The 25,583-nt window shown below is 59.9% G+C and carries 23 protein-coding genes and 2 tRNA genes; 15 read left to right on the top strand and 10 right to left on the bottom strand.

The window, feature by feature from the left end; all coding sequences use genetic code 11:
• Window positions 1-78: 78 nt before the first annotated feature.
• Complete coding sequence (locus tag C3Y91_RS07610) at window positions 79-378, top strand: DUF6074 family protein (RefSeq protein ID WP_018073350.1); 300 nt, start codon at window positions 79-81, stop codon at window positions 376-378.
• Between the two features lie 35 nt (window positions 379-413).
• Here the strand turns inward: C3Y91_RS07610 and C3Y91_RS07605 are convergent, their stop codons facing one another.
• A complete protein-coding gene (locus tag C3Y91_RS07605; protein ID WP_168575227.1) occupies window positions 414-1,505 on the bottom strand; it encodes an extracellular catalytic domain type 1 short-chain-length polyhydroxyalkanoate depolymerase in 1,092 nt (363 codons plus the stop codon).
• Between the two features lie 221 nt (window positions 1,506-1,726).
• Here C3Y91_RS07605 and C3Y91_RS07600 point away from each other — a divergent pair, with 221 nt between their 5' ends.
• Complete coding sequence (locus C3Y91_RS07600) at window positions 1,727-2,134, top strand: low affinity iron permease family protein (RefSeq protein ID WP_018073353.1); 408 nt, start codon at window positions 1,727-1,729, stop codon at window positions 2,132-2,134.
• On the opposite strand, the gene C3Y91_RS07595 is transcribed toward C3Y91_RS07600, so the two are convergent.
• From C3Y91_RS07595 to C3Y91_RS07585, 3 genes are all read right to left on the bottom strand, one after another.
• Window positions 2,131-2,490, bottom strand: a complete 360-nt coding sequence (locus tag C3Y91_RS07595) for a low affinity iron permease family protein (protein WP_018073354.1) — start codon at window positions 2,488-2,490, stop codon at window positions 2,131-2,133. The two genes, C3Y91_RS07600 and C3Y91_RS07595, sit on opposite strands and share 4 nt — an antisense overlap.
• Window positions 2,491-2,641: 151 nt before the next feature.
• Window positions 2,642-4,759, bottom strand: coding sequence for a catalase (katE, locus tag C3Y91_RS07590; protein WP_130688162.1), 2,118 nt, complete (start codon window positions 4,757-4,759; stop codon window positions 2,642-2,644).
• Window positions 4,760-4,961: 202 nt separating this feature from the next.
• Window positions 4,962-5,858 carry a hypothetical protein gene (locus tag C3Y91_RS07585; RefSeq protein WP_130688163.1) on the bottom strand — a complete coding sequence of 299 codons (897 nt, stop codon included), beginning with the start codon at window positions 5,856-5,858 and terminating at the stop codon, window positions 4,962-4,964.
• Window positions 5,859-6,187: 329 nt separating this feature from the next.
• Here C3Y91_RS07585 and C3Y91_RS37815 point away from each other — a divergent pair, with 329 nt between their 5' ends.
• On the top strand, window positions 6,188-6,367 hold the full coding sequence (locus C3Y91_RS37815; RefSeq protein ID WP_075223932.1) for a hypothetical protein: 180 nt from the start codon (window positions 6,188-6,190) through the stop codon (window positions 6,365-6,367).
• Between the two features lie 86 nt (window positions 6,368-6,453).
• Here C3Y91_RS37815 and C3Y91_RS07575 read toward each other — a convergent pair whose 3' ends face one another.
• A complete protein-coding gene (locus tag C3Y91_RS07575; protein WP_018073358.1) occupies window positions 6,454-6,708 on the bottom strand; it encodes a hypothetical protein in 255 nt (84 codons plus the stop codon).
• A 184-nt stretch (window positions 6,709-6,892) separates the two neighbouring features.
• A tRNA-Asn gene (locus tag C3Y91_RS07570) sits at window positions 6,893-6,967 on the bottom strand.
• 117 nt (window positions 6,968-7,084) lie between these two features.
• Between C3Y91_RS07570 and C3Y91_RS07565 the strand changes: the two genes are divergently transcribed.
• Together C3Y91_RS07565 and C3Y91_RS07560 are read left to right on the top strand one after the other, a co-directional pair.
• The gene (locus C3Y91_RS07565; protein WP_018073359.1) at window positions 7,085-7,402 is read left to right on the top strand and encodes a membrane protein; all 318 of its coding nucleotides are present in this window, start codon (window positions 7,085-7,087) and stop codon (window positions 7,400-7,402) included.
• 95 nt (window positions 7,403-7,497) lie between these two features.
• A complete protein-coding gene (locus C3Y91_RS07560; protein ID WP_130686338.1) occupies window positions 7,498-7,839 on the top strand; it encodes a hypothetical protein in 342 nt (113 codons plus the stop codon).
• Here C3Y91_RS07560 and C3Y91_RS07555 read toward each other — a convergent pair.
• The gene (locus C3Y91_RS07555; protein ID WP_018073361.1) at window positions 7,836-8,174 is read right to left on the bottom strand and encodes a KTSC domain-containing protein; all 339 of its coding nucleotides are present in this window, start codon (window positions 8,172-8,174) and stop codon (window positions 7,836-7,838) included. The two genes, C3Y91_RS07560 and C3Y91_RS07555, sit on opposite strands and share 4 nt — an antisense overlap.
• Before the next feature lie 262 nt (window positions 8,175-8,436).
• Between C3Y91_RS07555 and C3Y91_RS07550 the strand changes: the two genes are divergently transcribed.
• Window positions 8,437-8,510, top strand: a tRNA-Cys gene (locus C3Y91_RS07550).
• A 69-nt stretch (window positions 8,511-8,579) separates the two neighbouring features.
• On the opposite strand, the gene C3Y91_RS07545 is transcribed toward C3Y91_RS07550, so the two are convergent.
• Window positions 8,580-8,882: a hypothetical protein gene (locus C3Y91_RS07545; RefSeq protein WP_018073362.1), complete on the bottom strand. Its 303-nt coding sequence runs from the start codon at window positions 8,880-8,882 to the stop codon at window positions 8,580-8,582.
• A 501-nt stretch (window positions 8,883-9,383) separates the two neighbouring features.
• Between C3Y91_RS07545 and C3Y91_RS07540 the strand changes: the two genes are divergently transcribed.
• The 6 genes from C3Y91_RS07540 (at window position 9,384) to exoR (ending at window position 17,417) form a co-directional block, all read left to right on the top strand.
• Entirely contained in the window at window positions 9,384-10,049 is a 666-nt protein-coding gene (locus C3Y91_RS07540) for a protein-L-isoaspartate O-methyltransferase family protein (RefSeq protein ID WP_174826976.1), read from the top strand.
• Window positions 10,050-10,382: 333 nt separating this feature from the next.
• A complete protein-coding gene (locus tag C3Y91_RS07535; protein WP_018073365.1) occupies window positions 10,383-11,252 on the top strand; it encodes a PopZ family protein in 870 nt (289 codons plus the stop codon).
• Between the two features lie 116 nt (window positions 11,253-11,368).
• Window positions 11,369-14,212 (top strand): valine--tRNA ligase, encoded by a 2,844-nt coding sequence (locus tag C3Y91_RS07530; RefSeq protein WP_130686340.1) that lies wholly within the window; start codon window positions 11,369-11,371, stop codon window positions 14,210-14,212.
• A gap of 400 nt (window positions 14,213-14,612) precedes the next feature.
• Entirely contained in the window at window positions 14,613-15,893 is a 1,281-nt protein-coding gene (locus C3Y91_RS07525; protein WP_003538954.1) for an OmpP1/FadL family transporter, read from the top strand.
• A gap of 89 nt (window positions 15,894-15,982) precedes the next feature.
• Window positions 15,983-16,594, top strand: a complete 612-nt coding sequence (locus tag C3Y91_RS07520; protein WP_244665969.1) for a hypothetical protein — start codon at window positions 15,983-15,985, stop codon at window positions 16,592-16,594.
• A gap of 19 nt (window positions 16,595-16,613) precedes the next feature.
• Window positions 16,614-17,417, top strand: coding sequence for an exopolysaccharide production regulator ExoR (exoR, locus tag C3Y91_RS07515; protein WP_024320648.1), 804 nt, complete (start codon window positions 16,614-16,616; stop codon window positions 17,415-17,417).
• 45 nt (window positions 17,418-17,462) lie between these two features.
• Here the strand turns inward: exoR and xth are convergent, their stop codons facing one another.
• On the bottom strand, window positions 17,463-18,254 hold the full coding sequence (gene xth / locus C3Y91_RS07510) for an exodeoxyribonuclease III (protein WP_130661482.1): 792 nt from the start codon (window positions 18,252-18,254) through the stop codon (window positions 17,463-17,465).
• Between the two features lie 228 nt (window positions 18,255-18,482).
• Window positions 18,483-18,815, bottom strand: a complete 333-nt coding sequence (erpA, locus tag C3Y91_RS07505) for an iron-sulfur cluster insertion protein ErpA (RefSeq protein ID WP_018073369.1) — start codon at window positions 18,813-18,815, stop codon at window positions 18,483-18,485.
• A 222-nt stretch (window positions 18,816-19,037) separates the two neighbouring features.
• On the opposite strand from erpA, the gene C3Y91_RS07500 reads away from it, so the two are divergent.
• The 3 genes from C3Y91_RS07500 to C3Y91_RS07490 all read left to right on the top strand — a co-directional run bounded on the left by C3Y91_RS07500 (window position 19,038) and on the right by C3Y91_RS07490 (window position 25,383).
• Window positions 19,038-20,255 carry a deoxyguanosinetriphosphate triphosphohydrolase gene (locus C3Y91_RS07500; RefSeq protein WP_018073370.1) on the top strand — a complete coding sequence of 406 codons (1,218 nt, stop codon included), beginning with the start codon at window positions 19,038-19,040 and terminating at the stop codon, window positions 20,253-20,255.
• A 66-nt stretch (window positions 20,256-20,321) separates the two neighbouring features.
• Entirely contained in the window at window positions 20,322-22,079 is a 1,758-nt protein-coding gene (argS, locus tag C3Y91_RS07495) for an arginine--tRNA ligase (RefSeq protein WP_130655274.1), read from the top strand.
• Between the two features lie 61 nt (window positions 22,080-22,140).
• Entirely contained in the window at window positions 22,141-25,383 is a 3,243-nt protein-coding gene (locus C3Y91_RS07490; protein ID WP_075223928.1) for an SPOR domain-containing protein, read from the top strand.
• The last annotated feature ends 200 nt before the right edge of the window (window positions 25,384-25,583 follow it).

Genomic DNA, 25,583 nt, shown 5'->3' with positions numbered 1-25,583 from the left:
ATCTTCTTACTGTAGCAAATAGAAAGCATTAACCATAGTCCCGTAGACAACGAACAGGATCAAAGGAACCTGTGTTCGATGGCTACTGAAATGACCCGCCGGCCTGCCGGCGCCAATGAAGGCAAGATTATTGCCTTTCCCGCTGGAACCGGAACTGCCAATGTCGAGCGCTGCGCTCGCGAACTCGGCCGGCGGCATGGCGCAGATGCGATAGAATTCTGGAAGGCCGAATGCCGCAGGCTTGCCGATCAGCTTCTGGCGGCAGGGATGCCGGAGAGCGATATCGGTCAACGGGTGCTGCAGTTTCAGCAAGATGTCCAGAGCGAACTCGTCTTCAGCCACCAAAACGGACCACTGCCCAAGTCTCAAAACCGATAGTGGCGATCTCGCCGATAGCCGTCCTATGCATGCGATTAGCGCATCAGCCCAGCGGACCGGAGGGCATCTTCAATGACCTTCTGAATGCCGCCACGGTCGCTGCCCGCAGCGAATGGGCCTGCAACGTTTTCCGGTTGCGCAGTCGAAGGTTTCGCGTCGCGCCGTTTTTCAAATGAGGGAACCAGACCCCAGGACCTGGCAATTTCGACGGTCGAGGAAATTCCGACGTCAAGCATGAAGGGGCCGCTTGCCCCGTAGCCGGTGCCGACATCGAGCGGCGTGCCGTGATCCATCCCGGCAATCGCATAGAGCTCGATTACATCGACACAGTGAGCATCGGTCCAGACCTTTCGCTGGTGTCGTCCGATATCTTCGACGCGCCCCGGCGATGCGTCGACGCCGTGGATATTTCTCCATTGCTCCACGATCGCATTCGCATTGGATGGCACGACGGTTCTGTCTGCGGTTCCCTGCCAAAGTGATAATGTCGGCCACGGGCCTTTGTGGCCTGAAGCGTTTCTCAACCGCAGTTCAAGCTCTTTGGCAGTTGGGCTGCCGTGACCGCGCATTCGGTCGAATGCCTCGGGAATGGTTGCGGCACTTGCATATGGCAGGCCCGCGATGATCGCGCCGCCCGCAAAAACCTCGGGATAGGTGGCGAGCATGGCTGCGGCCATGGCGCCGCCCGCCGAAAGCCCGGTCACGAACACGCGCCTGCCGTCGATACCGTGTTCCGCAACGACCTTTGCGATCATCTGGCGAATGGAAAAGACCTCGCCGTGATCCCGGCGGATGTCCTCCGGGTTAAACCAATTGAAGCAGAGATTTGGATTGTTTGCCCGTCGTTGCTCGGGAAACAGCAGCGCGAAACCATAGTCCTCGGCCAATCGCGACCACCCGGATCCGATATCATACCCGGCGGCAGTCTGGGTGCAGCCGTGCAGGACAACGACCAGGGCCATGTTTTTCCCGCGCTTCGACGGCAGATAGGTATAGCCTCCCAAAGCCCCCGGGTTAGAGCCAAACGTCTCCAAGGCGACAAGATCAGGGTTGTCCTGCGTAGGTTGGGCGCGAAGGGTTCCTCGCAACGCAGCAAGGCGTGCGAGAGTGTCCGACATAGATCTCATGAAAGTCTCCGCCAATCAGCAGCCGGGATGGCGGTGATGCTGAACTAAACGCGTCACTCTACGAAAAGGTTGCTGCGGTGCACAATGTTTTTCGATGGTGCAAACGGATGGGCGTCCGACTGCTGGGATTGAGCTCGGCGGCGCGAGGAACTTCGGGCCAGATGTGGAGTTGATGTTGTCGATTGACAGCGTTGACGCTGCGACCCAATGAGGCCTTTCAGATGTCGAACAAATCCAACTTCTTCTCTTCCTTTGCGACCGCCGTCGCCGATCTCTCGGGAAAGCCGTTCACCTTCGTAGCGGCTTTGGCGCTGGTGCTTGTCTGGGCGGTTTCCGGCCCTTTTTTCGGCTATTCAGAAACCTGGCAGCTCGTGATCAACACCACTACGACCATCATTACCTTCCTGATGGTGTTTGTGTTGCAGAACAGCCAGAACCGTGACGGAAAGGCTCTGCAGGCCAAACTTGACGAACTCATCCTGACGAGCCAGGCGGCCAATAAATTTGTCGGCATCGAAAAGCTGGACGAGGGCGAACTCAGGGAAATGAGCAAGACCCTTGCCGAGAAAGCCGAATGCGTCGAGGACAAAGCGGACGAGAAATCTGCCGCAGAGGCAGCGTCGGCCTAATTCGCACTTTCTGAGGTTTGGCCTTGGTGTTGCTGGCGCATTCCCTCGATCGCGTCGGCATCTTTCTTCTCAGCCGCTATCCAGTGGTTCCCCGCCTCGCTTGATCGGATGAGTTCGTCGAGCTTGGCATGGAGTGCCGCCATGTCCCGGTTTTGGGAGTGCTGCACCAGCAGCAAAATAAAAAATACAATGAGGGTGCCGACCATATTGGTCAGCAGAAACCACTGCCGTGGGAAGGAAAAGCTAAGACCCACTGCCGCCCAAATGGCTACGAACGCGATCAGCGTGACAGGGACCACACGATGGCCTGCCCATAAGACGGCCAAGTCAGAGATCTGTCGAAAGCGCCAGCGCATACGGCTCTCCACAGCGCGTAAAAACGAAGATGGAGCGGCTTCCATCACCTGGGCTTAATAAATAGGGCGCCGCAAACGACATAAAACCCGCGTTTCCGCGGGTTTTATTCTGACGACTAGCCATTCTCGTGCGGAGATGACGACGAGACGGTCAATTCAATTTGACGGATGGCTCCCGGCCCCAGACACGCAGTTTGCCAAGCGCCTTGATAAAAGCCGGAACGTCTTTCACCGCTCCGAGCGCAATCACGCCCTCATCCAGTGAATCGGTAATTCCAGCCTTTTGCATCAGCGGCAGCGCTGTTTCCACATAGCCGATGAACTTGCAGTGTACGAAGGCGTCCGCCACGAAATCGCGGGCCGTTGCCTCCTTCAGCAGGTCGCCGGTTCCCTCGGCCGAGGGGAGGAGGGCGACGGCGTCGTAAAGCACCGAAGGTCCGCCGTCGATCATCTGATGCGCCTCGATCCAGTTGCCGTCCGAGAGTGTCACGCCGCCAATCTTTGGTGCGATCACTTCGAACGCTGCCTTCTGCTCGGTGATCTCGGCAAGCAGCGCCTTGAAGACAGCGGCATCGGTGCCATCGCTGACAAGAATGCCGAGTTTGCGTCCTTCGAACCGCTTCGGACCGCGCTCGACGATGCTGAGCGCCGGCGACGGCTCGAGATCCTGCCGCGTCGGCATGGCCGCATCGGCAGGCTTCGGCATCGATTTGAAGCCGAGTGCGTGGCCGACCTTGCTGGCCAGCGTCTCATCGATGTTCAAGAGATGCGAGACCATACGCTCACGAATGACCGGCGTTTCGACCTTGCTCAGTTCGAAGATCAGCGCCGCGGCGATATGGCGTTGCTCCGGCGGCGTCTGGCTGATGTAGAATTGCCGGGCCTGGCTGTAATGATCGGCAAAGCTTTCCGGCCTCAGCCGAACCTTGGGACCCTGCTCCTCGGCCGGGAAGTGCCGATAGCCCTGAACCGGCGATTCCCGCGGCCCCTGATTCCGGGAATTCGGCTGGTAATTGACGCGTCCGACAGGATTGCGCATCGCCATATGGCCATCTTGCTGAAAATTGTGGAAGGGACACTTCGGCGCATTGATCGGCAGATGGGTGAAATTCGGACCGCCCAGACGTTTCAACTGCGTATCGAGATAGGAGAAGTTTCGTCCCTGCAGCAGCGGATCGTTGCTGAAGTCGATCCCGGGGGGAACGTTCTGCGTCATGAAGGCGACCTGCTCAGTCTCCGCAAAAAAGTTCTCGGGCATTCGATCGAGCACGAGACGGCCGATCGGTTTGACCGGAAGGATCTCCTCGGGAATGATCTTCGTCGGATCGAGGATGTCGAAGTCGAACGTGCCGGCGAAGTCCTGATCGAAAAGCTGCACACAGAGCTCCCATTCCGGGAAGGCTCCCGACTGGATTGACTGCCAGAGGTCGCGGCGATGGAAATCCGGATCGGCCCCATTGATCTTGACTGCCTCGTTCCAGGCGACGGACTGCAGCCCGAGCTTCGGTTTCCAGTGGAATTTGACGAAGGTCGATTCATCCGCTGCATTGACGAAGCGGAAGGTATGAACGCCGAAACCCTCCATGAAGCGGAACGATCGCGGAATGGCGCGGTCCGACATCACCCACATGATCATGTGCATGCTTTCGGGCGTCAGCGTGATGAAATCCCAGAAATTGTCATGCGCCGACTGCGCCTGCGGAAATTGCCTGTCGGGTTCCGGTTTTACCGAATGGATGACGTCGGGAAACTTGATCGCGTCCTGAATGAAGAAGACCGGGATGTTGTTGCCGACCAGGTCCCAATTCCCCTGCTGGGTGTAGATCTTCACGGCGAAACCGCGCACGTCGCGCGCCAGATCGAAGGAACCCTTGCTGCCGGCAACGGTCGAAAACCGGACGAAGGCCGGCGTCTTTTCGCCGGGCCGCTGGAAAAGATCGGCCCGGGTATAGGCCGCCAGGGATTCATATGTTTCGAAGTAGCCATGGGCACCGTAACCGCGCGCATGCACGACCCGCTCGGGGATGCGCTCGTGGTCGAAATGAAAGATCTTCTCACGGAAGTGGAAGTCGTCGATGAGGGCAGGGCCACGGGCGCCGATACGAAGCGTATTCTGATCGTCGGAAACGGGGCCGCCCTGAGCGGTGGTCAGCACCGGCATGCCGTCTTCGGCAAACTGATGAAGCTCACCGCCTGCACCCCGGTGCAGTTTCTGATCATGGATCGTTGCCGTGTCCGAGGGCGAGGTTTGGGAGGTTTTCTTGGCCATATATGTTCTCCGGAAAGGGTTTTACCTAACCGAAGCTCGCCAACGACCACATGTTCCGCCCGATGCGAAATAAACCCCATCGGGAAAAAGGCTTTGCAGCGGGCGATCATCCAACCGCGGCAGGCCGGGGATGGCTCCACGTAATGGGGCGCGGAGCCTTTCGACCCCGCGCCCCGATTTCCGTTGATCCTGAGCCCGGGCCTTAAATGCGGGGCGTGACGAGGAGGTCTTCCTCTTCGTCGCGTTGCGACCCGCCATAGGCTGCGGCGGCAGCAGCGATGAAAGCCCCGATCAGAAGTGACAACGCGCCGAGCAATGCCGTGGTGGAGGCAGCCTTGCGTGCCTCATCGGCAGCTTTCTGTGCGGCGACCTTGGCGTCGTCGATGCGTTTCAGCACAGTGTCGACGCGGGTGCGTGCATCGGTTTCGGAAAGACCGGTGCGAGCAGAGACGATGGTGGCAAGATAGGCCTTGTCGTCATCCGGGATCTGGCCGGCGGCAGCACCGTTGAGGAGGATGCGGGAGACTTCAGCCGTTGCCGCAGTATCATCGGATGTTGCTCCTGCACGGGCCTGTTCTGGACGCAGCAAAGCGTCGGTAAAATAGGCGGTAGGCAGATCCGAGGTCGATGCCGTCGATGACGCCGCCGTACCTGCGGCCGTGGCCGCCGAACCCACGGCTTGTGCGCCCGCACCGGCAAGCGAGGTCAGCGACGAGGCTAGAAAGCCGGCGACGAAGATCGTCGCCAGCGCCCAGCTGATGAAGCCATGCGCGGTGTCACGGAAGAACACCTCGTCGGTATGGACAGCCGCCCACTTCGTGCGCAGCCGGCCGGTGATATAACCTCCGAGCCCGGAGGAGAGCCATTGGACGACAACGAGCCAGATCGCCGCCGTCACCCCGACCGTGCTGAGCGAGCTGCTTTGCCCCGACCAGGGCGACACCATTGTCAACCCAACCCCGGATCCAAGCAGCAAAAGAATGAGGGTCACTCCGATGGCAGCAGCGGCGCCTCCGAAGATAGGCCCCCATGTCATGGCGGATTTGGAAGATTCGACCGGAGTAGCAATCTCTCCGGAATCTGTCATTGAAACCGACATGATCTGTTCCTATCGCACAAACAGAGCAAGAAGGATGATGATCGGCAGTGGAACACCAAGCAGCCAAAGAAGAATACCGCGACCCATAAAGACCTCCTGTCAGAAACTGACGTTACGTGGTTGATGCCACTCAACTTTGAACCACGGTCTTTGTTCCCGGCCGGCTTGTCATCGACGATCTTCATGCGGAGCTGGTCGAGATCGAGAAGAATCTTGCGCGTTCGGACCTGACGTCCGGCGAAGAGAGCGCCATATCTTGAGGGACAAGGTGAACTTGGGAGGAGAGAAGCTCTCGTCACTCGGTCACGGCCTAAACTGGAGAGGAATCGATGAACAAATTTCGGGCATTTGTAGCAGCCGGAGCAATCAGTCTTGCTGCCATGACCTCGGCATGCTCGACAGCGCCGAATTCATATGGCTCGGCCTCAGGATATCAGCCGGGAGATTCAATGAACCCGGCCTGTGCGGATGGCTTCCGACCCGGCGACGGCCGTTCGTGTAGTTACTAAAAGGTCGGCTCTTGTCTGGAAAAGCGGGCAGCTTGGGGGGCGTCAGGCAGGCGCCAGCCGGTTCTATTGACCGCCAATCCACCTCATTACCGTTTTTTCCGCAGGTCACCTGGCAGAGCGTCAATGAGTTGATGCACTTTTCCGGTGGCGAAGGCGATGTCCTCGCGCGGCAGATGGACTGTTATCTCAATCTCTTCCCACCTGCCGCCATGGTCTTTTGCGAACCTGACGGCGGCTTCCAAAGAGGTGAATTGCACGGCAGGTGCGTCGGCGGTCCAGAACTGCACACTGCAGTCCGCCGCACCGTAATCTAAAAATGCTTTTTCGGGATCTAGGGCCATGGCGTTTGCTGTACACCGTCGGCGGTTGGTTGGCCAGCGGTCGCCTACTGGTCGTAAAAGCGCGTTGTCCGCGATGCCCAACGCGAAAAGCCCTTATGGGAGCATTCAAAAGTGGGGAGGGAAAGTGGGGAAGTAAGCGCCTGCATTCGGAACTATCAACGAAACAGGCGCTTAACTTGAAAAATGGCTCCCCGGGCCGGATTCGAACCGGCGACCTGTCGATTAACAGTCGAATGCTCTACCGCTGAGCTACCAGGGATCACTGCTTGGCGCGGTGTGAGTGGGCTAATACAAACGCTTTCCCGATTTGCCAAGCGGTTTTTTCAAAAAAATGAAATGAACTTGTATTTGGGATGCCTGCGCCCATCTCTGGGGAATGACAAACGTGAATGATCGTCAGGAGACGAGAGGCGGCGAGAAGCGCAAGGCACGGGCAGTGCGCTTCGGCATCGATCATGCAAGCGGCAGGCTTGTGCTCGGCTCTTTCAGCATCGGCATGCCACGCTCGCGCATCGCGCGGATGGCACTCGGCATGGCCCTCATTTTCTGCGGCGTGTTGGGTTTCCTGCCCATCCTTGGCTTCTGGATGCTGCCGCTCGGTTTCCTCGTGCTCTCGCACGATCTACCGTTCGCGCGCCGGCTTCGGCGGCGGCTGGCGGTCTGGTGGCACAGGCGGCGGAGACCGGCTGACTGACGGTCGGGGTTTTGTGGAACAGTGGATCGCCTTTCGCATTCGTGGTTTATGGAATGTAAAATGCAAAATTGCGTCACGATGATCCAGGTGAGGAAATGAAGGCATTTTTTGTTGTCGTCCTGTCGGCAGCGGCTCTTCTCTCAGGCATTTCCGCCGAGGCCCAAGCCATCGACAGCCGCGGTTTTGACGCTCGCGGCATCTGTCGCCGTCCCGAAGGCTGCGTGGTCGACCACGGTCAAGGCGGCAGCTACAACGGACCTCGCAATTATCGCAATTTCAACGGCCGGAATGAGCGTGATGGCAGTAACGACCGCGAGCGGAACAATCGCCGCTACCGTTCTCACAACAGAAGCGACAATTTCGACGCGGGAATCACCCGCCTTGCCGCAGGCGCTGAGATTGAGCTGGGCGTGTCGCCCATGCATATTAGCGTCTAATTGGATCTGAGCTCGCTTTCCTCGAAAATCCCACCACGCTCCGGATCGAGGCCGGTCGCCATCAGCAGGCTGCAGGCGGCAAGGAGGAGGACGAGCTTCACCGCGTAGGACGCCACGGAGACCGGTTGTCGTCGGCCCTGTGATACGCGAGACGGCGCTATATAGTACTGGTAATAGAAGTATGGATCATTCGTTTCCAGCAGGTTCTGGTAGACGTGCAGTGGGATATCCGCATGTTTCACCGGCGGAGAACCGGGGAATTTTACATGCAGATCCCGGGTTTCGGCGTCGTATGCTGCACGCACGTGCTTCGATTTGAGGGCAGCCCAATCCATCGCAAGCTCCTATACCCTCCCGAGGATAATTGAGGCCCGGACGATGATCGAAGTCAAGTCAAGAATTTGTTTCAAATACAATCATTGGCAGGAAATGGGGCATCGTCACAGCGATGGAAATTCCAGCCTGCGCCCGCGCCGTTTCGGGATGGGAAAAGGGCCGTTTCGGCAGCGGCGGAATGGCGTTTTTCCGAAATGCCCTCTTGCGATTTCCTTACGATCATTCTAAACGCTCGCCACGGCTCAGATAACGAGCGCGTGAGGCCTCGTGGCGGAGTGGTGACGCAGAGGACTGCAAATCCTTGTACCCCGGTTCAATTCCGGGCGAGGCCTCCAACATCTTCCACATGACATATCTATGTGAAAAGCTGCTGGCTCAGTGGTGCGGCATTGGCGTTTTCGATGCTACCAGACCCGCTGGCCGGGCGAAAAATCGAACTGTAACGGATTGATTCCCGTGAGGCGGTAGAGCGCCCTCAGGCCGCCCTTGCGGATTTCCGCCTGATATTCCAGATCGCTCAATTCAGGCCCATCATCGATCTCGGGGCCGGCGCCAAGCAGCCGCCGCATGCCCTGCGGCGAAATGCAGGTGAAGCTGCGAATGTCGCCGCTGCTGTATTTGATCAGCAGCAGGCGGGCATCGGCGTTGTAGTGAAGGGCTTCTATACCGCGCGATTGGATCAGAAAGGTTTGCATGCGCACACCCATAGCGGAAGGTGAGGGCGCTGCAACAAAATGGTTGACGTAACGTTAATGCGCACGCGGCTAGCGAGGGCTGGACGTGCCCGCCGCTGTTTCAAAACGAACGGAGCACATGTAAAAACCGTGTCCGCCGGCATGAGACTGCTGCAGACGTTATGCGGGGGATATCTCGAGGGCGCTTCGGCGCCCTATCGCCTCCAGGTCGTTTCGCCGTCCAGCAGCCCGCAGCAGAATATGCCAATCAGCGCTGCGACGATGAAAAAATCGAACAGCGTGAAATATTCGAAAATCGCAGACATGGCCTGCTCCTCCTATTTCCTCCGATGCAAATCATAACATGAAGGGGCGGAAGGTTCCACGCTGGAGTTGCAGCATCCATGCGGTCTTCTGTGGCACGGAAGAGGCGCCGGCCGGATTCTTTTCGCCGGCGGCAGCCAAGCCTTGAAAGCATCCGTGGCGGAGATTAAGAGACGAGGGACAGGAACCGCTTTTTAAGAGCGAGAGGACATGATGGATTTCGAAGCAGCGCGCGCAAAGATGGTCGATACCCAGGTTCGCACGACGGACGTTACCTCGCATTCCGTGCTGACGGCGTTTCTCACGGTGCCGCGTGAGGCCTTTGTGCCGGAGAAGGCGAAGCTGCTGGCTTATATCGACAACGATGTCGAGATCTCCGTAGCCGCACCGGGAAAGCCGGCCCGCTTCCTGATGGAGGCGTCGCCGCTCGCCAAGCTGCTGCAACTGGCCGCGATCACCAAGGATGATTTCGTGCTCGAAGTCGGTTGCGGCACGGGTTACACATCGGCGCTGCTGTCGATCATTGCCGGCTCCGTCATCGCGCTTGAATGTGACGAGACACTAGCCACTGAAGCGAAGGCGCAGATGGCCGGCTACGCCAAAGTCGAAGTCGTGACCGGCCCGCTCGAAAAGGGCTACGCTGCCGGCGCTCCCTATGATCTGATCTTCATCAACGGCGCGGTCGAAGAGGTTCCGGCCGCCCTTCTCGGTCAATTGCGCGATGGTGGCCGTCTGATCACGGTCGAAGGTTACGGCAATGCCGCCCGCGCCAAGGTCTTCGTCGCGGAGCGCGGCGCCATTTCGGAAAACGTCTTCTTCAATGCCTCGGTCAAGCCACTGCCTGGCTTCGCCAAGGCGCGCGAATTCGTTTTCTGACATCGTTCTTGTCGATGAAATTCAGCGACGGGCGCCATCGGCGCCCGTTTTTTATCCGCGCCGCTGGAAAGCCTTCACAAACATCATTTATCCTGACGTCGCCACGCCGGACGGGTGGATGTGATGCGATTCAACTTCTGTTTCACGGGATGTTTCCGCCGCAAAATTGCAACAGGCTTAGCGGGTGGCAAACATCAGGTAACAAAACTGTGCATGGCCGCATTCATTTGATTCGCGATGATTTTTTTCACGCCTGGGGTATTCTAAGGTTGTGGTGATTCGGATGAATGCTCCACACCATCCGGTCGTTGTTTTGGAATAACGGGGATAGATATGGCTCAGCCAAGTGTAGCGCGTGAACCGTCCATGGAAGAAATTCTGGCCTCCATCCGCCAGATCATCGAAAGCAATGAGCCCGGCGCCGGCAAGGCGATTTCCGCATCCCTGCCGCCGGTCTACGGCGCCGACGAGGATGACAACAGCTCCGAAATTCATCTGACGGTCGACGACACCTATGCCGGCGTGGAGTTCCCCGAACCGGTCATGCGCTCCTCCGATCCGCGTTTCGTCGCCGCCAATTCGGCCGGCACAGCTCCCGAAGCAGAAGTGCCGGCCCGCGCGCTGTCGCTTGCCGATGTCGCCGCCCGCGTGCGCGCTGCCTCCGAGCGCAGCGCCGTGCAAGCCGGTCAGGCGCTGCGCGAAATTCCGAGCGGTTTCCGCCAGCCCGAACCGCAGCCGGCCGTGATGCCGGAAGCGCCGCGTGCCGCGGCACCACAGCCGCAGCAGGCGCAGCCTGTTTTCGCGGCTGCCGCAGCGCCCGTTCAGCATGTTGCGATCCAGCAGCCGGCCGAGCCGGTCGTTATGGAAACGCCTGAGGTGGCGGTCGCCGAGCCAGCGCCTGCTATCGAAACAGTGCTGCCGGCTTTGGAACCCGCTCAGTCGTCGACCGACCGTTTCCTGCCGAGCGTTATGGACGAGGTCCAGCCGACGCTGCTTTCGGAGGATGCCGGCCTGCAGATCAGCCGCTCCTTCGAGGAACTCGCCGCGGCGATCGACGGTGCCGAGCGCCGCTCGCTGGACGAGATCGCAGAGGACATGCTGCGCCCGATGCTGCGCGAATGGCTGGATGATAATCTGCCGACACTGGTCGAGCGGTTGGTGCGCGAGGAAATCGAGCGCGTGGCCCGCGGCCCGCGCCGCTGATCGGATTGCTTTTTCCTGAAAAGCCGCTCCGGTCTCCGGGGCGGCTTTTTTATTGACTTGGCCGTGACCATCCTATTTACAAACGGCCATCCTCGAACCTCGAAATTGGTCAGAAAATGCTCGACAAGACCTATGATTCCGCCGCCGTCGAACCGAAAATCGCCGCGATATGGGATGAGGCGGACGCTTTCCGCGCCGGCGCGAACGCCAAAGCCGGGGCCGAGACCTTCACCATCGTGATCCCGCCGCCGAATGTCACCGGTTCGCTGCACATGGGCCATGCGCTGAACAACACGCTGCAGGACATCCTGGTGCGCTTCGAGCGCATGCGCGGCAAGGACGTGCTCTGGCAGCCGGGTATGGACCACGCCGGCATCGCCACGCAGATGGTCGTCGAGCGCAAGCTGATGGAACAGCAACTGCCGGGCCGCCGCGACATGGGCCGCGAAGCCTTCATCGACAAGGTCTGGGAATGGAAGGCTGAATCGGGCGGCCTGATCTTCAACCAGCTGAAGCGCCTGGGTGCGTCATGCGACTGGTCGCGTGAACGTTTCACCATGGACGAAGGCCTGTCGAAGGCCGTTCTCGAAGTTTTCGTCACGCTCTACAAGGAAGGGCTGATCTACAAGGACAAGCGTCTCGTCAACTGGGACCCCAAACTCCTGACTGCTATTTCCGACATGGAGGTCGAGCAGCACGAGGTGAAGGGCCATCTCTGGCATCTGCGCTATCCGCTCGAGCCGGGCGTCACCTATCAATATCCGATTGCCTTCGATGAGGAAGGCAAGCCGACTCAATTCGAGACACGCGACTATATCGTCGTCGCGACGACGCGACCCGAGACGATGCTGGGCGATACCGGCATTGCCGTGAACCCCGAAGACGAGCGTTATGAGCCGGTCGTCGGCAAGCATGTCATCCTGCCGATCGTCGGCCGCAAGGTTCCGATCGTCGCCGACTCCTATGCCGACCCGACGGCTGGCACGGGGGCGGTGAAAATCACGCCTGCGCATGATTTCAACGACTTCGAGGTCGGCAAGCGCGCAGGCCTGCAATCTATCAACATCATGAATATCGATGGCACGATTGCCATCAAGGAGAACGAGGAGTTCCTCGAAGGTCTCGACAATCCGGCGGCGCTGCATGGCGCCTGGGACCGTCTGGAAGGGCAGGACCGTTTCTATGCGCGCAAGGTCATCGTCGAGATTTTCGAAGAGGCGGGTCTTCTCGACAAGATCGAACCGCACAAGCACATGGTCCCGCACGGCGATCGCGGCGGCGTGCCGATCGAGCCGCGGCTGACCGAACAATGGTTTGTCGACAACAAGACATTGGGGCAACCCGCGCTGGAATCCGTTCGCGAGGGAAGAACCAGGTTTATTCCCAGGAATTGGGAAAATACCTATTTCAACTGGCTGGAAAACATCGAGCCGTGGTGTATTTCCCGCCAGCTCTGGTGGGGGCATCAGATCCCCGCCTGGTATGGCCCAGATGGTCAAGTCTTCGTCGAACAGACCGAGGAAGAGGCGCTGCAGGCGGCGATCCAGCACTACCTCTCGCATGAGGGGCCGATGAAGGCCTATGTTGAGGACCTGCTTGAAAACTTCAAGCCGGGCGAGATCCTGACGCGTGACGAGGACGTGCTCGACACCTGGTTCTCCTCAGCACTCTGGCCCTTCTCGACGCTCGGCTGGCCGGAGCAGACACCGGAACTGGCGCGTTATTACCCGACCAACGTTCTCGTCACCGGTTTCGATATCATCCCGTTCTGGGTTGTTCGTATGATGCAGATGGGCCTGCATTTCATGAAAGATGAAAATGGCGATCCCGTCGAGCCATTCCACACGATCTACATTCACGCGCTGGTGCGCGACAAGAATGGGCAGAAGATGTCGAAGTCGAAGGGCAACGTCATCGATCCCTTGGAACTGATCGACGAATACGGCGCCGACGCGCTGCGGTTCACCTTGGCGATCATGGCGGCGCAGGGCCGCGACGTGAAGCTCGATCCGGCCCGCATCGCCGGCTACCGGAATTTCGGCACCAAGCTCTGGAACGCCACGCGCTTCGCCGAGATGAACGGCGCGAAGAGCGACCCGCATTTCGTGCCCGAGGCCGCCGAACTCACCATCAACCGCTGGATCCTGACGGAACTTGCCCGTACGGAACGTGACGTTACGGAAGCACTCGAAGCCTTCCGCTTCAACGATGCTGCCGGCGCGCTCTATCGCTTCGTCTGGAACGAGGTCTGCGACTGGTATCTCGAGCTCTTGAAGCCGGTCTTCAATGGCGAAGACGAGGGCGCCAAGGCTGAAGCCCAGGCCTGTAGCGCTTATATTCTCGAAGAGATCTACAAGCTGTTGCATCCCTTCATGCCCTTCATGACCGAAGAGCTTTGGGCGCATACGGCAGGCGAAGGCAAAGAGCGCGACACATTGGTCTGCCATGCCGAATGGCCGGCGCCGTCCTATGCCGACGACGGGGCGGCCGACGAGATCAACTGGTTGATCGACCTCGTTTCCGGCATCCGCTCGGTGCGCGCCGAAATGAATGTGCCGCCGTCGGCGACAGCCCCGCTCGTCGTCGTCAAGGCCAACAACCTGACGCGTGAACGGCTGTTCCGCCACGACGCCGCCATCAAGCGCCTTGCGCGCGTCGAGGCGATATCGCTGGCTGACGATGCGCCCAAGGGTGCCGCTCAGATCGTCGTCGCCGAGGCCACCATCTGCCTGCCGCTCGGCAAGCTGATCGACCTTTCCGCCGAAAAGGCTCGTCTGGAAAAAGCGATTGCCAAGATGGAGGGCGAGATCTCCCGCATCGACGGCAAGCTCTCCAACGAGAAGTTCGTCGCCAACGCCAATCCCGAAGTGGTCGAGGCCGAGCGTGATCGCCTCGAGGAACTGAAGGGTCAGATCGCAAGCTTGAGGATCGCTCTTTCCAGGGTGAGCGAAGCCGGGTAAGTTTCACCGACCCATTTTGGTAAGTTATTTCAAAGACGCGCCCTCTGCCGGCGCGTCTTTTTGTCGTTCTGGGCGCGCGCGATTCGGTCGTGAAAACGGCCAGTTTCAGGCGCGGAGCCTGTGGATTGTGGCTGAACGGGCATCCAGCTGGCGAAAACTGCCACTGTTGTCGGATTGATACAGCTTCTGCAATATTTGGAATGAAAACCCAAAAAAGCGCATCTGAGAGCACTAAGCTCGGAATAAAATTTTATTAACCAGATTTTTTGACGTGTCCGTCAATTTCTTTACGTAAATTGACAGTCACAATGGTTAGAGGCGCTGCCGTGGGGCGCGTTGCCATTTCCGGCGAACACTTACACTGTGTCGTCACATCAACTGCTGTAGTGGGGGAGACACAATGGCATCGCGTAGGTTTTCCAAGGGCGTAACGTCGCTCGTTCTTTTTTCGTCGCTTGCATCGCCGTCCTTCGCCGGCGGTCTGGAGCGTGGCGGCTATAACATCGATCAGCTGTTCGATACGTCGCCTTTCTCGTTTCAGTCGGGCGTCACCTACGTCACGCCGCAGCGCAAGCTGAAGGACGTCCGAGATACGGATACGTCGACATCTCCAGGCGGTGGCAATCTGAACAGCCGTCCAAACACCGCGGACGATACCTCAAATTACACCATCCCTTATATTGGCTTTAAGGCTGGTTTTGGCGATGCAATCGACTGCCTGGTCGACTATTCAGAGCCCTTCGGCGGGCATACCGACCCCGGTCTGAACTGGGCCGGTGCCAACAATAACATTGAGACAGAGATCAAAACCCGCAACTATGGCGGCACCTGCTCCTATCGTTTTGATGTCGGCCCTGGGCAGCTTCGCTTCATCGGCGGCGCTTTCTATCAGGAAGTCGAAGGCTTCAAGGAACGTCTGGTTTCAACCGTTCCGCTTCTGGTCGGTACCGGCAACGGCGTCGGCCGCCTCGATCTCGAAGATAGTGGCTGGGGCTGGCGCGCCGGTCTCGCCTACGAGATTCCGGAATATGCAATGCGAGCAAGCCTCGTCTATAACAGCCGCGTAAAGTACGACAATCTGACCGGTACGGTGGATCTGACGCAGGTGACTGCACCATTTGCACCGCTGAATGGCGCTCCTTATGGAAGGGTCACGGATGTCTTCGGCTCTGCCGAAGCGCCGGATTCGCTTGAGCTTAAGTTGCAAAGCGGTATCGCTCCGGATTGGCTCGCCTTCGGATCGGTTAAGTGGACGAACTGGAGTGTCCTGCAGTCCGTGCCTTTCTGCCCAAAATCGACCAAGGGCTTAGTCGCCTGCACCTCCGGCGGTGCGACGGAGCTGACGTCGCTCGACCTTCTTTACCAGGACGGTTGGACCATCACCGGTGGTGTTGGCCACAAATTCAACGAACAGTGGGCAGGTGCAGTCAGCCTCACTTGGGATCGCGGCACCAGCCAGGGCTATGGCGCGCAGACCGATAGCTGGACGCTGGGGCTCGGTGCAGCCTTCACGCCGACCGAACATATCGAATGGCGCGTTGCCGGTGCCGTGGGCGTGTTGACGAGCGGTTCGTCCGGCGTTGTGACCCAGAACGGCGTCACGTTTGGAGATGATGTCTCCTATTCCTTTGACAACGACCTGGTCGCTGCGCTGTCGACGAGCCTAAAGATCAAGTTCTAATTCCCCGATTTGAAGAATTGAGGAGCCCGGCACTGCCGGGCTCTTCTTTATTCGCGCCCGTTAATCATGCCATTTCCCGATCCCGTTTTGTGACGATTCAGCAACACATTTTTACGACGTTTGGCGTATGGTGGTGGTGGGACGAATTTGTCCATTTCCCGCCACAAAGAGGGCGCAGCGTTATTTGCGGGCGAGGTGATGGCAGGCATACGGTGCGTGTAAATAGTAGTATGGGTCGATTTTTTTCCGGGTACATCAGGTCGTACGGCGCGATTGGCGACAATCGTTTGATTGCGGTCGTTTCGCTTTCCGAACAAGGCTGTTCCAGCCGCCAATCCGGCCTCGCGACGAAGTCGTCGATCCATTCATTGTCATTGTTTTCGACCCGCTCGGATGAGCAACCCGGCTTTGCCGGAAATGTCGATACCGGTTTCGTCACATTTACCGTTTACGAATGCGATAAAGGCGGGAAGGCGAATACCGCACCTGCCGAAAGAGTGCCACGGAGATTGCAGTCGAGCCATGCCGGGAGCCGGGTGGTTCTGAAGGATGGGCTGAGAATATCCCCTTTGAGAAAAGGCCAGTGGGCTGGATGCGACGCGGGTAAAGGAGCCATGGAGCTCGCCGCGGGATCGCTCGCCTCGAAGAAATACATCCGCGGGATGCACGGTGCGAGCGCCGTTGCCGCCTGCCTGAGATGAGCGAAAGAAATCGGTTGAAATGGTGACGTCCGAGTTCAAACTGTTCAAATTCATGCTGGTGGGCATGTCGATAGCCGTAGCGCTGGCGCTGTCCGGTCCGTGCAGCGCATTCGACATCAAAGGTGGCGTCAGCAAGGAATCCGGACCCTTCGATCTCTTCAAGTTCGGCTTCAAAGCCTATAAAAACGGCCAGAAGGAAGAGGCGATCGAAGCTTATAAATACGCCGCCGAAAAGGGGCACACCGGCTCACGCTGGGCACTCGCCAACATGTATGCCGACGGCGACGGTGTCACGCAGGATGATTTTGAAGCCTTCAAGATCTATAGCGAGATCGCCCAGCAGGGCGTCGAACCCGGCTCGGAAGATACGGGTTTCTTCGTCAACGCGCTGCTCTCGCTCGCCAGTTATTACAAGCATGGCATTGCCGGCAGCCCGGTCAGGATCGACCTCAGCCAGGCGCGCCAGCTATATTTTCAGGTCGCTTCAACCTTTGGCGTGCCCGAGGCGCAGTTCCAGCTGGCACAGATGATGCTGGCCGGCGAGGGCGGCAATGCCAGCCCGCAGCAAGCCAAGAAATGGCTGAACCAGGCCCGCAAGAGCGGCCATCCCGGCGCCATGGCGGTCTTCGGCAATATTCTGTTCGACGAAGGCCAGACGGCCCGCGGCCTGGCGCTGATGACGGCAGCGCTCGACCGCTGCAAACCCAAGGACTGCGGCTGGATGGAAGCGCTGCAGGAGCAGGCCTTCTCGGTTGCCAACGAGTCCGACCGCCGCACGGCGGTATCCCTCTCGCACACCATCGCGAGCGGTTCCGACGATTAGAGCGCCATACCTCTAATCGGACGCGCGGCGCTGTAGCTGGAAGCGTCAGGCCGCGAAATCGAAATAACCGATGACAGGCACGTGGTCGGACGGCTTTTCCCAGGCCCGCACATGTTTTTCGATCGCAGCCGATGTCATTCGGTCTGCAGCTTCCGGCGACAGCAGCAGATGGTCGATGCGGATGCCGTTGTTCTTCGGCCAGGCGCCGGCCTGATAATCCCAGAAGGAATAGAACTGCGTCGCATCCGTCGTCGCACGCACAGCATCCGTCAGCCCGAGATTTTCGAGCCTGCGGAACGCCTCCCGCGTCTGCGGCAGAAACAGCGCGTCGTTTTCCCAGACCTTGGGATCGAAGCAGTCGTGCGGTTCCGGGATGACATTGTAATCGCCGGCAAGGATCAGCATCTCCTCATAGGCCAGCCGTTCGGCGGCGAACGTCTGCAGGCGCTCCATCCAGGCGAGCTTGTAGGGATACTTCTCCGTTTCGACAGGATTGCCGTTCGGCAGGTAGATGCAGCAGACACGCAGGATGCGCGTATCGGACAACGTGAACGCCGCTTCGAGGAAACGCGCCTGTTCGTCCAGCGGATCGCCGGGCAGGCCGCGGTTCACTTCGAAAGGTGAACTCTTGGAGAGGATCGCCACGCCATTGAAGCCTTTCTGGCCGTGCGTCTCGACGTGATAGCCGAGCGCCTCGATCTCCAGCCGTGGAAAGCCCTCGTCGACCGTCTTGATCTCCTGCAGGCAGACGATATCCGGATCGGAATCCTTCAGCCATTGCGTGAGATTGTCGATGCGCGCCTTGACGCCGTTGATGTTCCAGGTCGCGATCTTCATGGCTCTGTCCCGTTCCGCATAATGCATGTCGCCCAGAAGTGTGCAGCGGTTCTGGGATAACGACAGGCATAAAAAACAAAGAGCTAAAGCGCACCGCGTGGATCAGCGTCAATGCAGCGCACTTTAGTGCGCTTCTTTTATCGCGGTCTTTCACCGGCGGACAAGACGATAAATCGGCCGGAAGGAATTCTTCGGCCGGTTTGATGGGGAGTCCGTGCGTTTAGACGTTCAGATCGAGAAACTGGTGCCACAGCCGCAGCTTGCCACCGCATTCGGGTTCTTGATCTGGAAGGACTGGCCAAGCAGATTGTCGACGAAGTCGATCTCCGAGCCCGCCATGTAGACGAGCGACAGGCTGTCGATCAGCACCTTGGCGTTGTTCTTCTCGACGATGATATCGTCGTCCGCTGCGCTGTCGGCAAGATCGAACTTGTAGGAAAAGCCCGAACAGCCGCCGCCTTCGACGGAGACGCGCAGCGCGCTCTTGCCGGCTTCGGCGCCGACGATCGCAGCGATACGCTTTGCCGCGGCATCCGAAAGGGTTACACTTGTATCCGTCATATTTCCTCCTGCCGGGGTCAAGATCCGGAGAGAATGGGTTTTGGCACTTGAATGTTCAAATGCCTGATATCAAAGAAACTTACCATGATCTTCGCGAAAAGGCGATGATGCGCCGAAGCGATTAGGGAAGAGCCTCTTTGCCGTTTCATCGACCTATAGGTATGAAGAGCGCAAAGCGGCGTCAATGGGCAGATGCGGCAACATGCAAAACGACGGTGAAGAATGACGATCGATACGCGTGCTTTGGGTTTCGGCAGTAGTGAAAGGGCGGTCTATGCGGCCGACCCCTGGACGACGCGCGGACGGCTCTATCAGGAGGACGGAAGCCCGACGCGCTCCGATTTCCAGCGCGACCGCGACCGCATCGTCCACACCACCGCCTTCCGCCGGCTGAAGCACAAGACCCAGGTCTTCATCGCCCAGGACGGCGATCATTACCGCACCCGGCTGACGCATACGATCGAAGTGGCGCAGATCGCCCGCGCTCTTGCCCGCGCGCTGAAGCTCGACGAGGATTTGGCCGAAGGCGTGGCGCTCGTGCACGATTTCGGCCACACGCCGTTCGGTCATACCGGCGAGGATGCGCTGCACGAGGTGCTGCTGCCCTATGGCGGCTTCGACCACAATGCACAATCGCTGCGCATCGTGACCAAGCTGGAGAGGCGTTATGCCGAATTTGACGGCATCAACCTGACATGGGAAAGCCTGGAAGGTCTCGTCAAGCACAATGGTCCGCTTCTGACGCCGGATGGAGTCGGCACGCGCGGTCCCGTTCCGCAGCCGATCCTCGATTATTGCGAATTGCACGATCTCGAGCTTGCAAGCTATGCCAGCCTCGAAGCCCAGGTCGCGGCGATCGCCGACGACATCGCCTATAATACCCACGATATCGACGATGGCCTGCGTTCCGGCTACCTGACTTTCGACATGCTGGAGGAAATCCCGTTTCTTGCCGGGCTAATGGCCGAGGTGAGAGAGCGATATCCGCACCTGGAGCCGAGCCGCTTCACCCATGAGATCATGCGCCGCCAGATCACCCGCATGGTCGAAGACGTGATCGGCGTCGCGCAGCAGCGCCTGTCGCTCTTGCACCCTGAGAGTGCGGGCGACATTCGCGGCGCCGGCCAGGTTATTGCGACCTTTTCCGAGGGGATGGCCGAGACCGACAGGCAGATCAAGGCGATGCTCTTCAAACGCATCTACCGCAATCCCGATATCATGCGCATCCGTGCCGGTGCCGCCCAGATCGTCACCGATCTCTTTGCCGCCTACATGGCCAATCCGAAGGAGATGCAAAGCCATTACTGGGTCGATCATATCGCCGGCCTGTCCGATGCGCCGAAGGCCCGTCATGTCGGCGATTATCTCGCCGGCATGACCGACACCTATGCGATCAGCGCCCACAGGCGGTTGTTTGACCACACTCCTGATTTGCGATAGGCAGCGGTCGCCCACGCCGAGGGCCGATTTTGAGCCTTTGGCACAGCCTATGCATGGAAGAGTGCGATGAACCTTTTTACCGACTTCGAAGCCAGGATCAAAACCGCCCTTGAACAGATAGAACTGGTCAGGGAAAAGCGATCCGAGCTCGATTTCGGCCGCATCACCGTCGAGCCGCCGCGTGACGCGAGCCATGGCGATGTCGCGACCAATGCCGCAATGGTGCTGGCAAAACCGCTCGGAACCAACCCGCGCGCGCTGGCCGATGTCATCATCGCCAAGCTGAAAGAGGATTCCGACGTCGCCGATGTCTCGGTCGCGGGTCCCGGCTTCATCAACATCCGTCTCGCCGTCGGCTACTGGCAACGGCTGCTCGCCTCGATGATCGGCGCCGGTACCGATTACGGGCGCTCGACGCTTGGAAAGGGCAGGAAGGTCAACGTCGAATATGTCTCGGCCAACCCGACCGGTCCGATGCATGTCGGCCATTGCCGTGGTGCCGTCGTCGGCGACGCGCTTGCCAACCTGCTCGCTTTTGCCGGTTACGGCGTCGAGAAGGAATATTACATCAACGACGCCGGCTCGCAGATCGACGTGCTCGCCCGTTCCGTCTTCCTGCGCTATCGCGAAGCGCTCGGCGAAAAGATCGGCGAAATCCCCTCGGGTCTCTATCCCGGCGACTATCTCGTACCCGTCGGCCAGTCGCTTGCCGCCGATTACGGGGTGCGGTTGCACAACATGCCGGAAGATCAATGGATGCCGATCGTCAAGGACCGGACCATCGACGCGATGATGGTGATGATCCGCGAGGATCTGGCGGCGCTGAACGTCCATCACGACGTCTTCTTCTCCGAACGCACCCTGCATGCCAACGGTGCGGCCGCGATCCGCACGGCGATCAATGACCTGACCTTCAAGGGCTATGTCTACAAGGGCACGCTGCCGCCACCGAAGGGGCAACTGCCCGAGGATTGGGAGGATCGCGAACAGACCCTGTTCCGTTCGACCGAAGTGGGCGACGATATCGACCGGCCGCTGATCAAGTCGGATGGCTCCTACACCTATTTCGCCGCCGACGTCGCCTACTTCAAGAACAAGTTCGACCGTGGGTTCGACGAGATGATTTATGTGCTTGGCGCTGACCATGGCGGTTACGTCAAGCGCCTGGAAGCGGTTGCACGCGGCGTTTCGGACGGTAAGGCGAAGCTGACAGTGCTGCTCTGCCAGCTCGTCAAGCTCTATCGCAACGGCGAGCCGGTGAAGATGTCGAAGCGCTCGGGCGATTTCGTCACGCTTCGGGACGTCGTCGAAGAAGTCGGCCGTGATTCGGTCCGGTTCATGATGCTTTACCGCAAGAATTCCGAACCGCTCGACTTCGATTTCGCCAAAGTGACGGAACAATCGAAAGATAATCCAGTCTTCTACGTGCAATATGCGCATGCTCGCTGCATGTCGGTCTTCCGGCAGGCGAGGGAGGCCTTTCCCGACCTCGATGTCTCGCCCGAGAAACTCGCGAAAACCGTTGCAGGCATTGGCGATCCGGCCGAATTGCAGCTCGTCGCCAAGCTTGCTGAATTCCCGCGTGTCGTCGAGGCAGCGGCCCAGTCGCAGGAGCCGCATCGCATCGCTTTTTACCTCTACGACGTCGCCAGTTCCTTCCACGCGCACTGGAACAAAGGTAAAGATCAGACGGAATTACGATTTGTTAATGATAAAAACCGAGAATCAAGTATTGCCAGACTTGGGCTGGTGTACGCCGTCGCGTCGGTTTTGAAGTCGGGACTTGCCATTACAGGCACTGCCGCACCGGACGAAATGCGATAACGTCACCATTTCCCCACAATGCGCTGGCATTTGAGCGTTGGCGTTTGCGAGTGGGATAGGCATGGCTGATAAACAACTTGCGTATGATACGCGCGGAAAAAACGATCTGTTTGCCGACGATGATCCGTTGGCTGAACTTGCCCGTATCGTCGGCTTCGAGCCGCGTGTTGCAGCGAATACGGTGACCGAGGCCGGACGCCGGGAGCCCGCCCTCGATCTCGAGGACGAGCTGGGGCGTGAGTTCGACCGTTACGATTCGCCCCGTCCGCTCGCAGAGCTCGACCGGCCCGCCGAGCCGATCTCTGATGACATGCCTGAAGATTACGTCGAGCCGGTCCTCGATGCTTCTCCGGCTACCGAAAATGCGGAGGTTCCTGAGCCGGTTTCCGTCGCCGCGGTTGAGGCTGAAGAAGCAGCTGTGCCTGCCACAGGGAATGGGGAAGCGCCGGCCGCCGACTGGGCGGAGCAGCTTTCCCCCGAGCCCGAGGCATCGCTGCAATCAGCATTCGGCGGTGCACGCGACCTGATCGAGGAGCTTGAGCTGTCGATCGGCGCCGCACCCGTCTCTTCGCTGGCGCAGCCCGCCAAGGCGCCGCAATGGTCGGCTGCCAGCATCAGGCTGCCACTTGCCAATTTCCATGCTCCGAAACGCGAGGAACCGGTTGTTTTGCCGGAGCCTGTGGCCGAAACGGTCGTGGCACCGGCAGCTGAAGTGCCGTCCGTCGATCTTCTTGTAGTCGAGCCTGAACCTGTCATCGAACCGCCGGCGCCTGTCGCCGCTATCGAGCCTTCCGAGGAATTCGAATCCGCTTCACCGTCGCTTGGCTTCCCCGCCGAACTCGACCGCCATGATGAGGTGATCGCGCCGGAAGAGACTGCCGAGGCCGAAGAATTCGTCGAAGTCGAGGAAGAACTGGAGGATTTCGGGTCCGATGCCGGTTTCGATCTCATCGCCGCCGCCGTCGAGGGCGAGATCCAGGCCGATGCCGCGCTGACCGAGGTCGTGCCTGATGTTCCGCACACCGCCGGCACTTTCGATCTTGACGATCTGCTCGCCGACGTCTCGCGTTATCCGGTGCCGCAACGTGCCAATCCGGCCCCCGTCACACTGCAGGCCGCATCGACTGAGGCCGCGCCCGTTCCTGCCGCCCCCGTGGCAGACGCACCTGTCCAGGCCGAGGTGATCGCCCCCCCACCGGTCGCCGTCGCCACAGCACCCGTCCGGCCTGCTCCGGTCTATGCTGTCGAAGCCGCAAGGCCAGTCGCGCCGCAGCTTGCAGAGGTCGTTGCGCCAGAGCCTGCCGCAACGGCATATTCTCGGGCGCCGCAGCCGGTACCGGAAGCCGAAGACCCCTTCGCCGGCCATGATTTCGAGTTGGATCTTGCCGGCATCGAGTTGGAACTCGCCGATCTCGATTTCTCTGAGCCGTCCGAGCCCGCGCCGCAGCCTGAGACGCCAGCGCCTGCTCCCCAGCACGTCGCGGCCGTCTCGCCTCTGTCCGCTCCCGTTTTTGCTCCTGAGCCGCAAACTCCGGCTTACCAGCAGGTTGCTGCCCCCTCGCGGCCGGCTCAGGCCTTCGTTCCCGAGCCGCCGGCTCCAGCTCCGGCTCCGGCTTTCAACTGGGCGTCCGCCGGCGACTCAACCGAAGACCTGCCATTCGATCCGGCGATGATCTCTGACCCGGAGGATCGTCCCGAGACCGTCGACGACATGCACGTGCCGGCGCTGCCGCCAGTGGAGCAGCCCGCCCCGGTCGCGAAAACCGCAGATTACGAGTTCGATCTCGACGCAGAGATCGCCAGCTTCTTTGAACCGGCCAAGCCGCGGGAAACACCGGCGCCTGTCCGGGATACGGCTGCCGCCGCGGCAAAGCATGTCAAGCCTACCATCGCCGACGGCCTCGATGATTTCGAACGGGCGCTGGAGGAGGATTTCCGCCGCAGTGTGCGTGAACCGGTCGAGCGCCGCGAGACCTCCGAAGTCCGGATCGAATCGGCAAGCCAGGCCGCTGATTTCAGCCGCGCCCGGTCGATGCGTCGGCTGCTTGCCGGGGCCGTCGTGCTCGTGGTCTTTGCCGGCGTCGGTTATGGCGTCTATTCCTCCGTCTGGAACGGCGAGGGGCTCGGTATTGTCGCGTCCGGTGAGCCGCGCGTGATCGCCGCCGACAAGGAGCCGGTCAAGGTCGTTCCGGATAATCCCGGCGGCAAGACCGTGCCGAACCAGGATAAGGCCGTCTACGACCGCGTTGCGGGTTCTGCCGAAGAGCCGAAGCAGAAGGCGCTCGTATCTTCCGACGAGGCGCCCGTCGATGTCGTCCAGCGCACGCTGACACCGGAAGCGCTGCCTGAGGACGACGAGAACGCCAACGCCGACGATCAGGTCACGCCGACTGCGGTCGGTGAGACGGAGGATCCGCGTCTGTTGCCAACCCAGGACAACGCCGACAACGCTCCGACAACCGACGCCGACAAGACGCCGTCTGTTTCGCCGCGCAAGGTCCGCACGATGATCGTCAAGCCTGACGGTACGTTGGTCGCCCGCGACGAACCGGCTCCCGTCGACCAGCCGGCGCCGTCTGCCCCGGCGACGCAGCCTGCCCCGGCGACGCAGTCTGCCCAGGCGACACAGTCTGCCCAGCCGACGCCGCCGGCTCAGCCGCCGTTGACGGCTCAGTCGACCCCATCCGCGCAATCGACCCCGCCCGTGCCGCCAGTCGGTGGAACGGCTGCGAGCTTCCCGGCAAGCGCCGAGGTTGCTTCCGCCGATGCTCGTTCTGCAACTCCGGTCGAAACCGCGCCGGTACAGCCGCCGCTCGCCGGCAGTGCCGACGCGCAGGCCGCAAATCGCGCTCCGGTCGCTTCGCCGGTGCGCCCGGTCAAGACCTCGGCGATTGCCGATAGCGCTCCGATCCCCACCGCCCGTCCGGTCGATCAGCCCGTCAACGTCGTCGGCACCGTGACCGAGAAGGGCAATGTCCGCCCGCCCGTACAGCAGCCGAAAACGACTGAGGTCGCGGCCGCAGCGCCAGTCGCCGCAAAGCCGCAGCAGGCTGCATCCGCCGGCGGCTACGGCATCCAGATCGCCTCGCTGCCTTCGGAAGACGAGGCGACCAAATCCTATGCCAACCTGTCGAAGAAATTCGCCAGCGTGCTTGGTGGCCGCAGTCATGAGATCCGCAGGGCCGATATCGCCGGCAAGGGCACTTTCTATCGTGTCCGCATTCCGGCCGGTTCCAAGGACGAGGCCGCAGCACTCTGCGAACAGTATCGCGCGGCGGGCGGAAGCTGCCTGATCTCCAAGTAGATCTGTTTTTTTGAATAGAATATAAGAGCGGCGGGCCGGATCGGTCCGCCGCTCTTTTTTGTGCATCGCGCCGGACCTTGCTCGCATTTGGCCGGGCGCCGTCTGGAGCCTTTCCTGGTCAGATTGCAGCATTCTGTTGGCTCAAACGGAGTCGGATGCTCGACCGGCCGGCGCGGGTCGTAGTCCGGCTCTACGGCCAA

The sequence above is a fragment of the Rhizobium ruizarguesonis genome (assembly GCF_012349115.1).
GTDB classification, from domain to species: Bacteria; Pseudomonadota; Alphaproteobacteria; order Rhizobiales; family Rhizobiaceae; genus Rhizobium; species Rhizobium ruizarguesonis.
Note: the sequence above shows the minus strand (reverse complement) of the source record. Positions and strands in the feature narration are given on the sequence as shown.

Excerpts from the sequence above, each read along its gene's own strand:
- C3Y91_RS07525 (WP_003538954.1), top strand. The coding sequence starts at position 14,613 with ATGGCATCGCGTAGGTTTTCCAAGGGCGTAACGTCGCTCGTTCTTTTT.
- katE (WP_130688162.1), bottom strand. The coding sequence starts at position 4,759 with ATGGCCAAGAAAACCTCCCAAACCTCGCCCTCGGACACGGCAACGATC.
- C3Y91_RS07540 (WP_174826976.1), top strand. The coding sequence starts at position 9,384 with ATGATGGATTTCGAAGCAGCGCGCGCAAAGATGGTCGATACCCAGGTT.
- C3Y91_RS07605 (WP_168575227.1), bottom strand. The coding sequence starts at position 1,505 with ATGAGATCTATGTCGGACACTCTCGCACGCCTTGCTGCGTTGCGAGGA.
- C3Y91_RS07565 (WP_018073359.1), top strand. The coding sequence starts at position 7,085 with ATGACAAACGTGAATGATCGTCAGGAGACGAGAGGCGGCGAGAAGCGC.
- C3Y91_RS07575 (WP_018073358.1), bottom strand. The coding sequence starts at position 6,708 with ATGGCCCTAGATCCCGAAAAAGCATTTTTAGATTACGGTGCGGCGGAC.
- erpA (WP_018073369.1), bottom strand. The coding sequence starts at position 18,815 with ATGACGGATACAAGTGTAACCCTTTCGGATGCCGCGGCAAAGCGTATC.
- C3Y91_RS07595 (WP_018073354.1), bottom strand. The coding sequence starts at position 2,490 with ATGCGCTGGCGCTTTCGACAGATCTCTGACTTGGCCGTCTTATGGGCA.
- C3Y91_RS07545 (WP_018073362.1), bottom strand. The coding sequence starts at position 8,882 with ATGGGTGTGCGCATGCAAACCTTTCTGATCCAATCGCGCGGTATAGAA.
- C3Y91_RS07555 (WP_018073361.1), bottom strand. The coding sequence starts at position 8,174 with ATGGATTGGGCTGCCCTCAAATCGAAGCACGTGCGTGCAGCATACGAC.
- C3Y91_RS37815 (WP_075223932.1), top strand. The coding sequence starts at position 6,188 with ATGAACAAATTTCGGGCATTTGTAGCAGCCGGAGCAATCAGTCTTGCT.
- C3Y91_RS07490 (WP_075223928.1), top strand. The coding sequence starts at position 22,141 with ATGGCTGATAAACAACTTGCGTATGATACGCGCGGAAAAAACGATCTG.
- C3Y91_RS07530 (WP_130686340.1), top strand. The coding sequence starts at position 11,369 with ATGCTCGACAAGACCTATGATTCCGCCGCCGTCGAACCGAAAATCGCC.
- argS (WP_130655274.1), top strand. The coding sequence starts at position 20,322 with ATGAACCTTTTTACCGACTTCGAAGCCAGGATCAAAACCGCCCTTGAA.
- C3Y91_RS07560 (WP_130686338.1), top strand. The coding sequence starts at position 7,498 with ATGAAGGCATTTTTTGTTGTCGTCCTGTCGGCAGCGGCTCTTCTCTCA.
- exoR (WP_024320648.1), top strand. The coding sequence starts at position 16,614 with ATGGTGACGTCCGAGTTCAAACTGTTCAAATTCATGCTGGTGGGCATG.
- C3Y91_RS07500 (WP_018073370.1), top strand. The coding sequence starts at position 19,038 with ATGACGATCGATACGCGTGCTTTGGGTTTCGGCAGTAGTGAAAGGGCG.
- C3Y91_RS07610 (WP_018073350.1), top strand. The coding sequence starts at position 79 with ATGGCTACTGAAATGACCCGCCGGCCTGCCGGCGCCAATGAAGGCAAG.
- C3Y91_RS07585 (WP_130688163.1), bottom strand. The coding sequence starts at position 5,858 with ATGTCGGTTTCAATGACAGATTCCGGAGAGATTGCTACTCCGGTCGAA.
- xth (WP_130661482.1), bottom strand. The coding sequence starts at position 18,254 with ATGAAGATCGCGACCTGGAACATCAACGGCGTCAAGGCGCGCATCGAC.
- C3Y91_RS07535 (WP_018073365.1), top strand. The coding sequence starts at position 10,383 with ATGGCTCAGCCAAGTGTAGCGCGTGAACCGTCCATGGAAGAAATTCTG.
- C3Y91_RS07600 (WP_018073353.1), top strand. The coding sequence starts at position 1,727 with ATGTCGAACAAATCCAACTTCTTCTCTTCCTTTGCGACCGCCGTCGCC.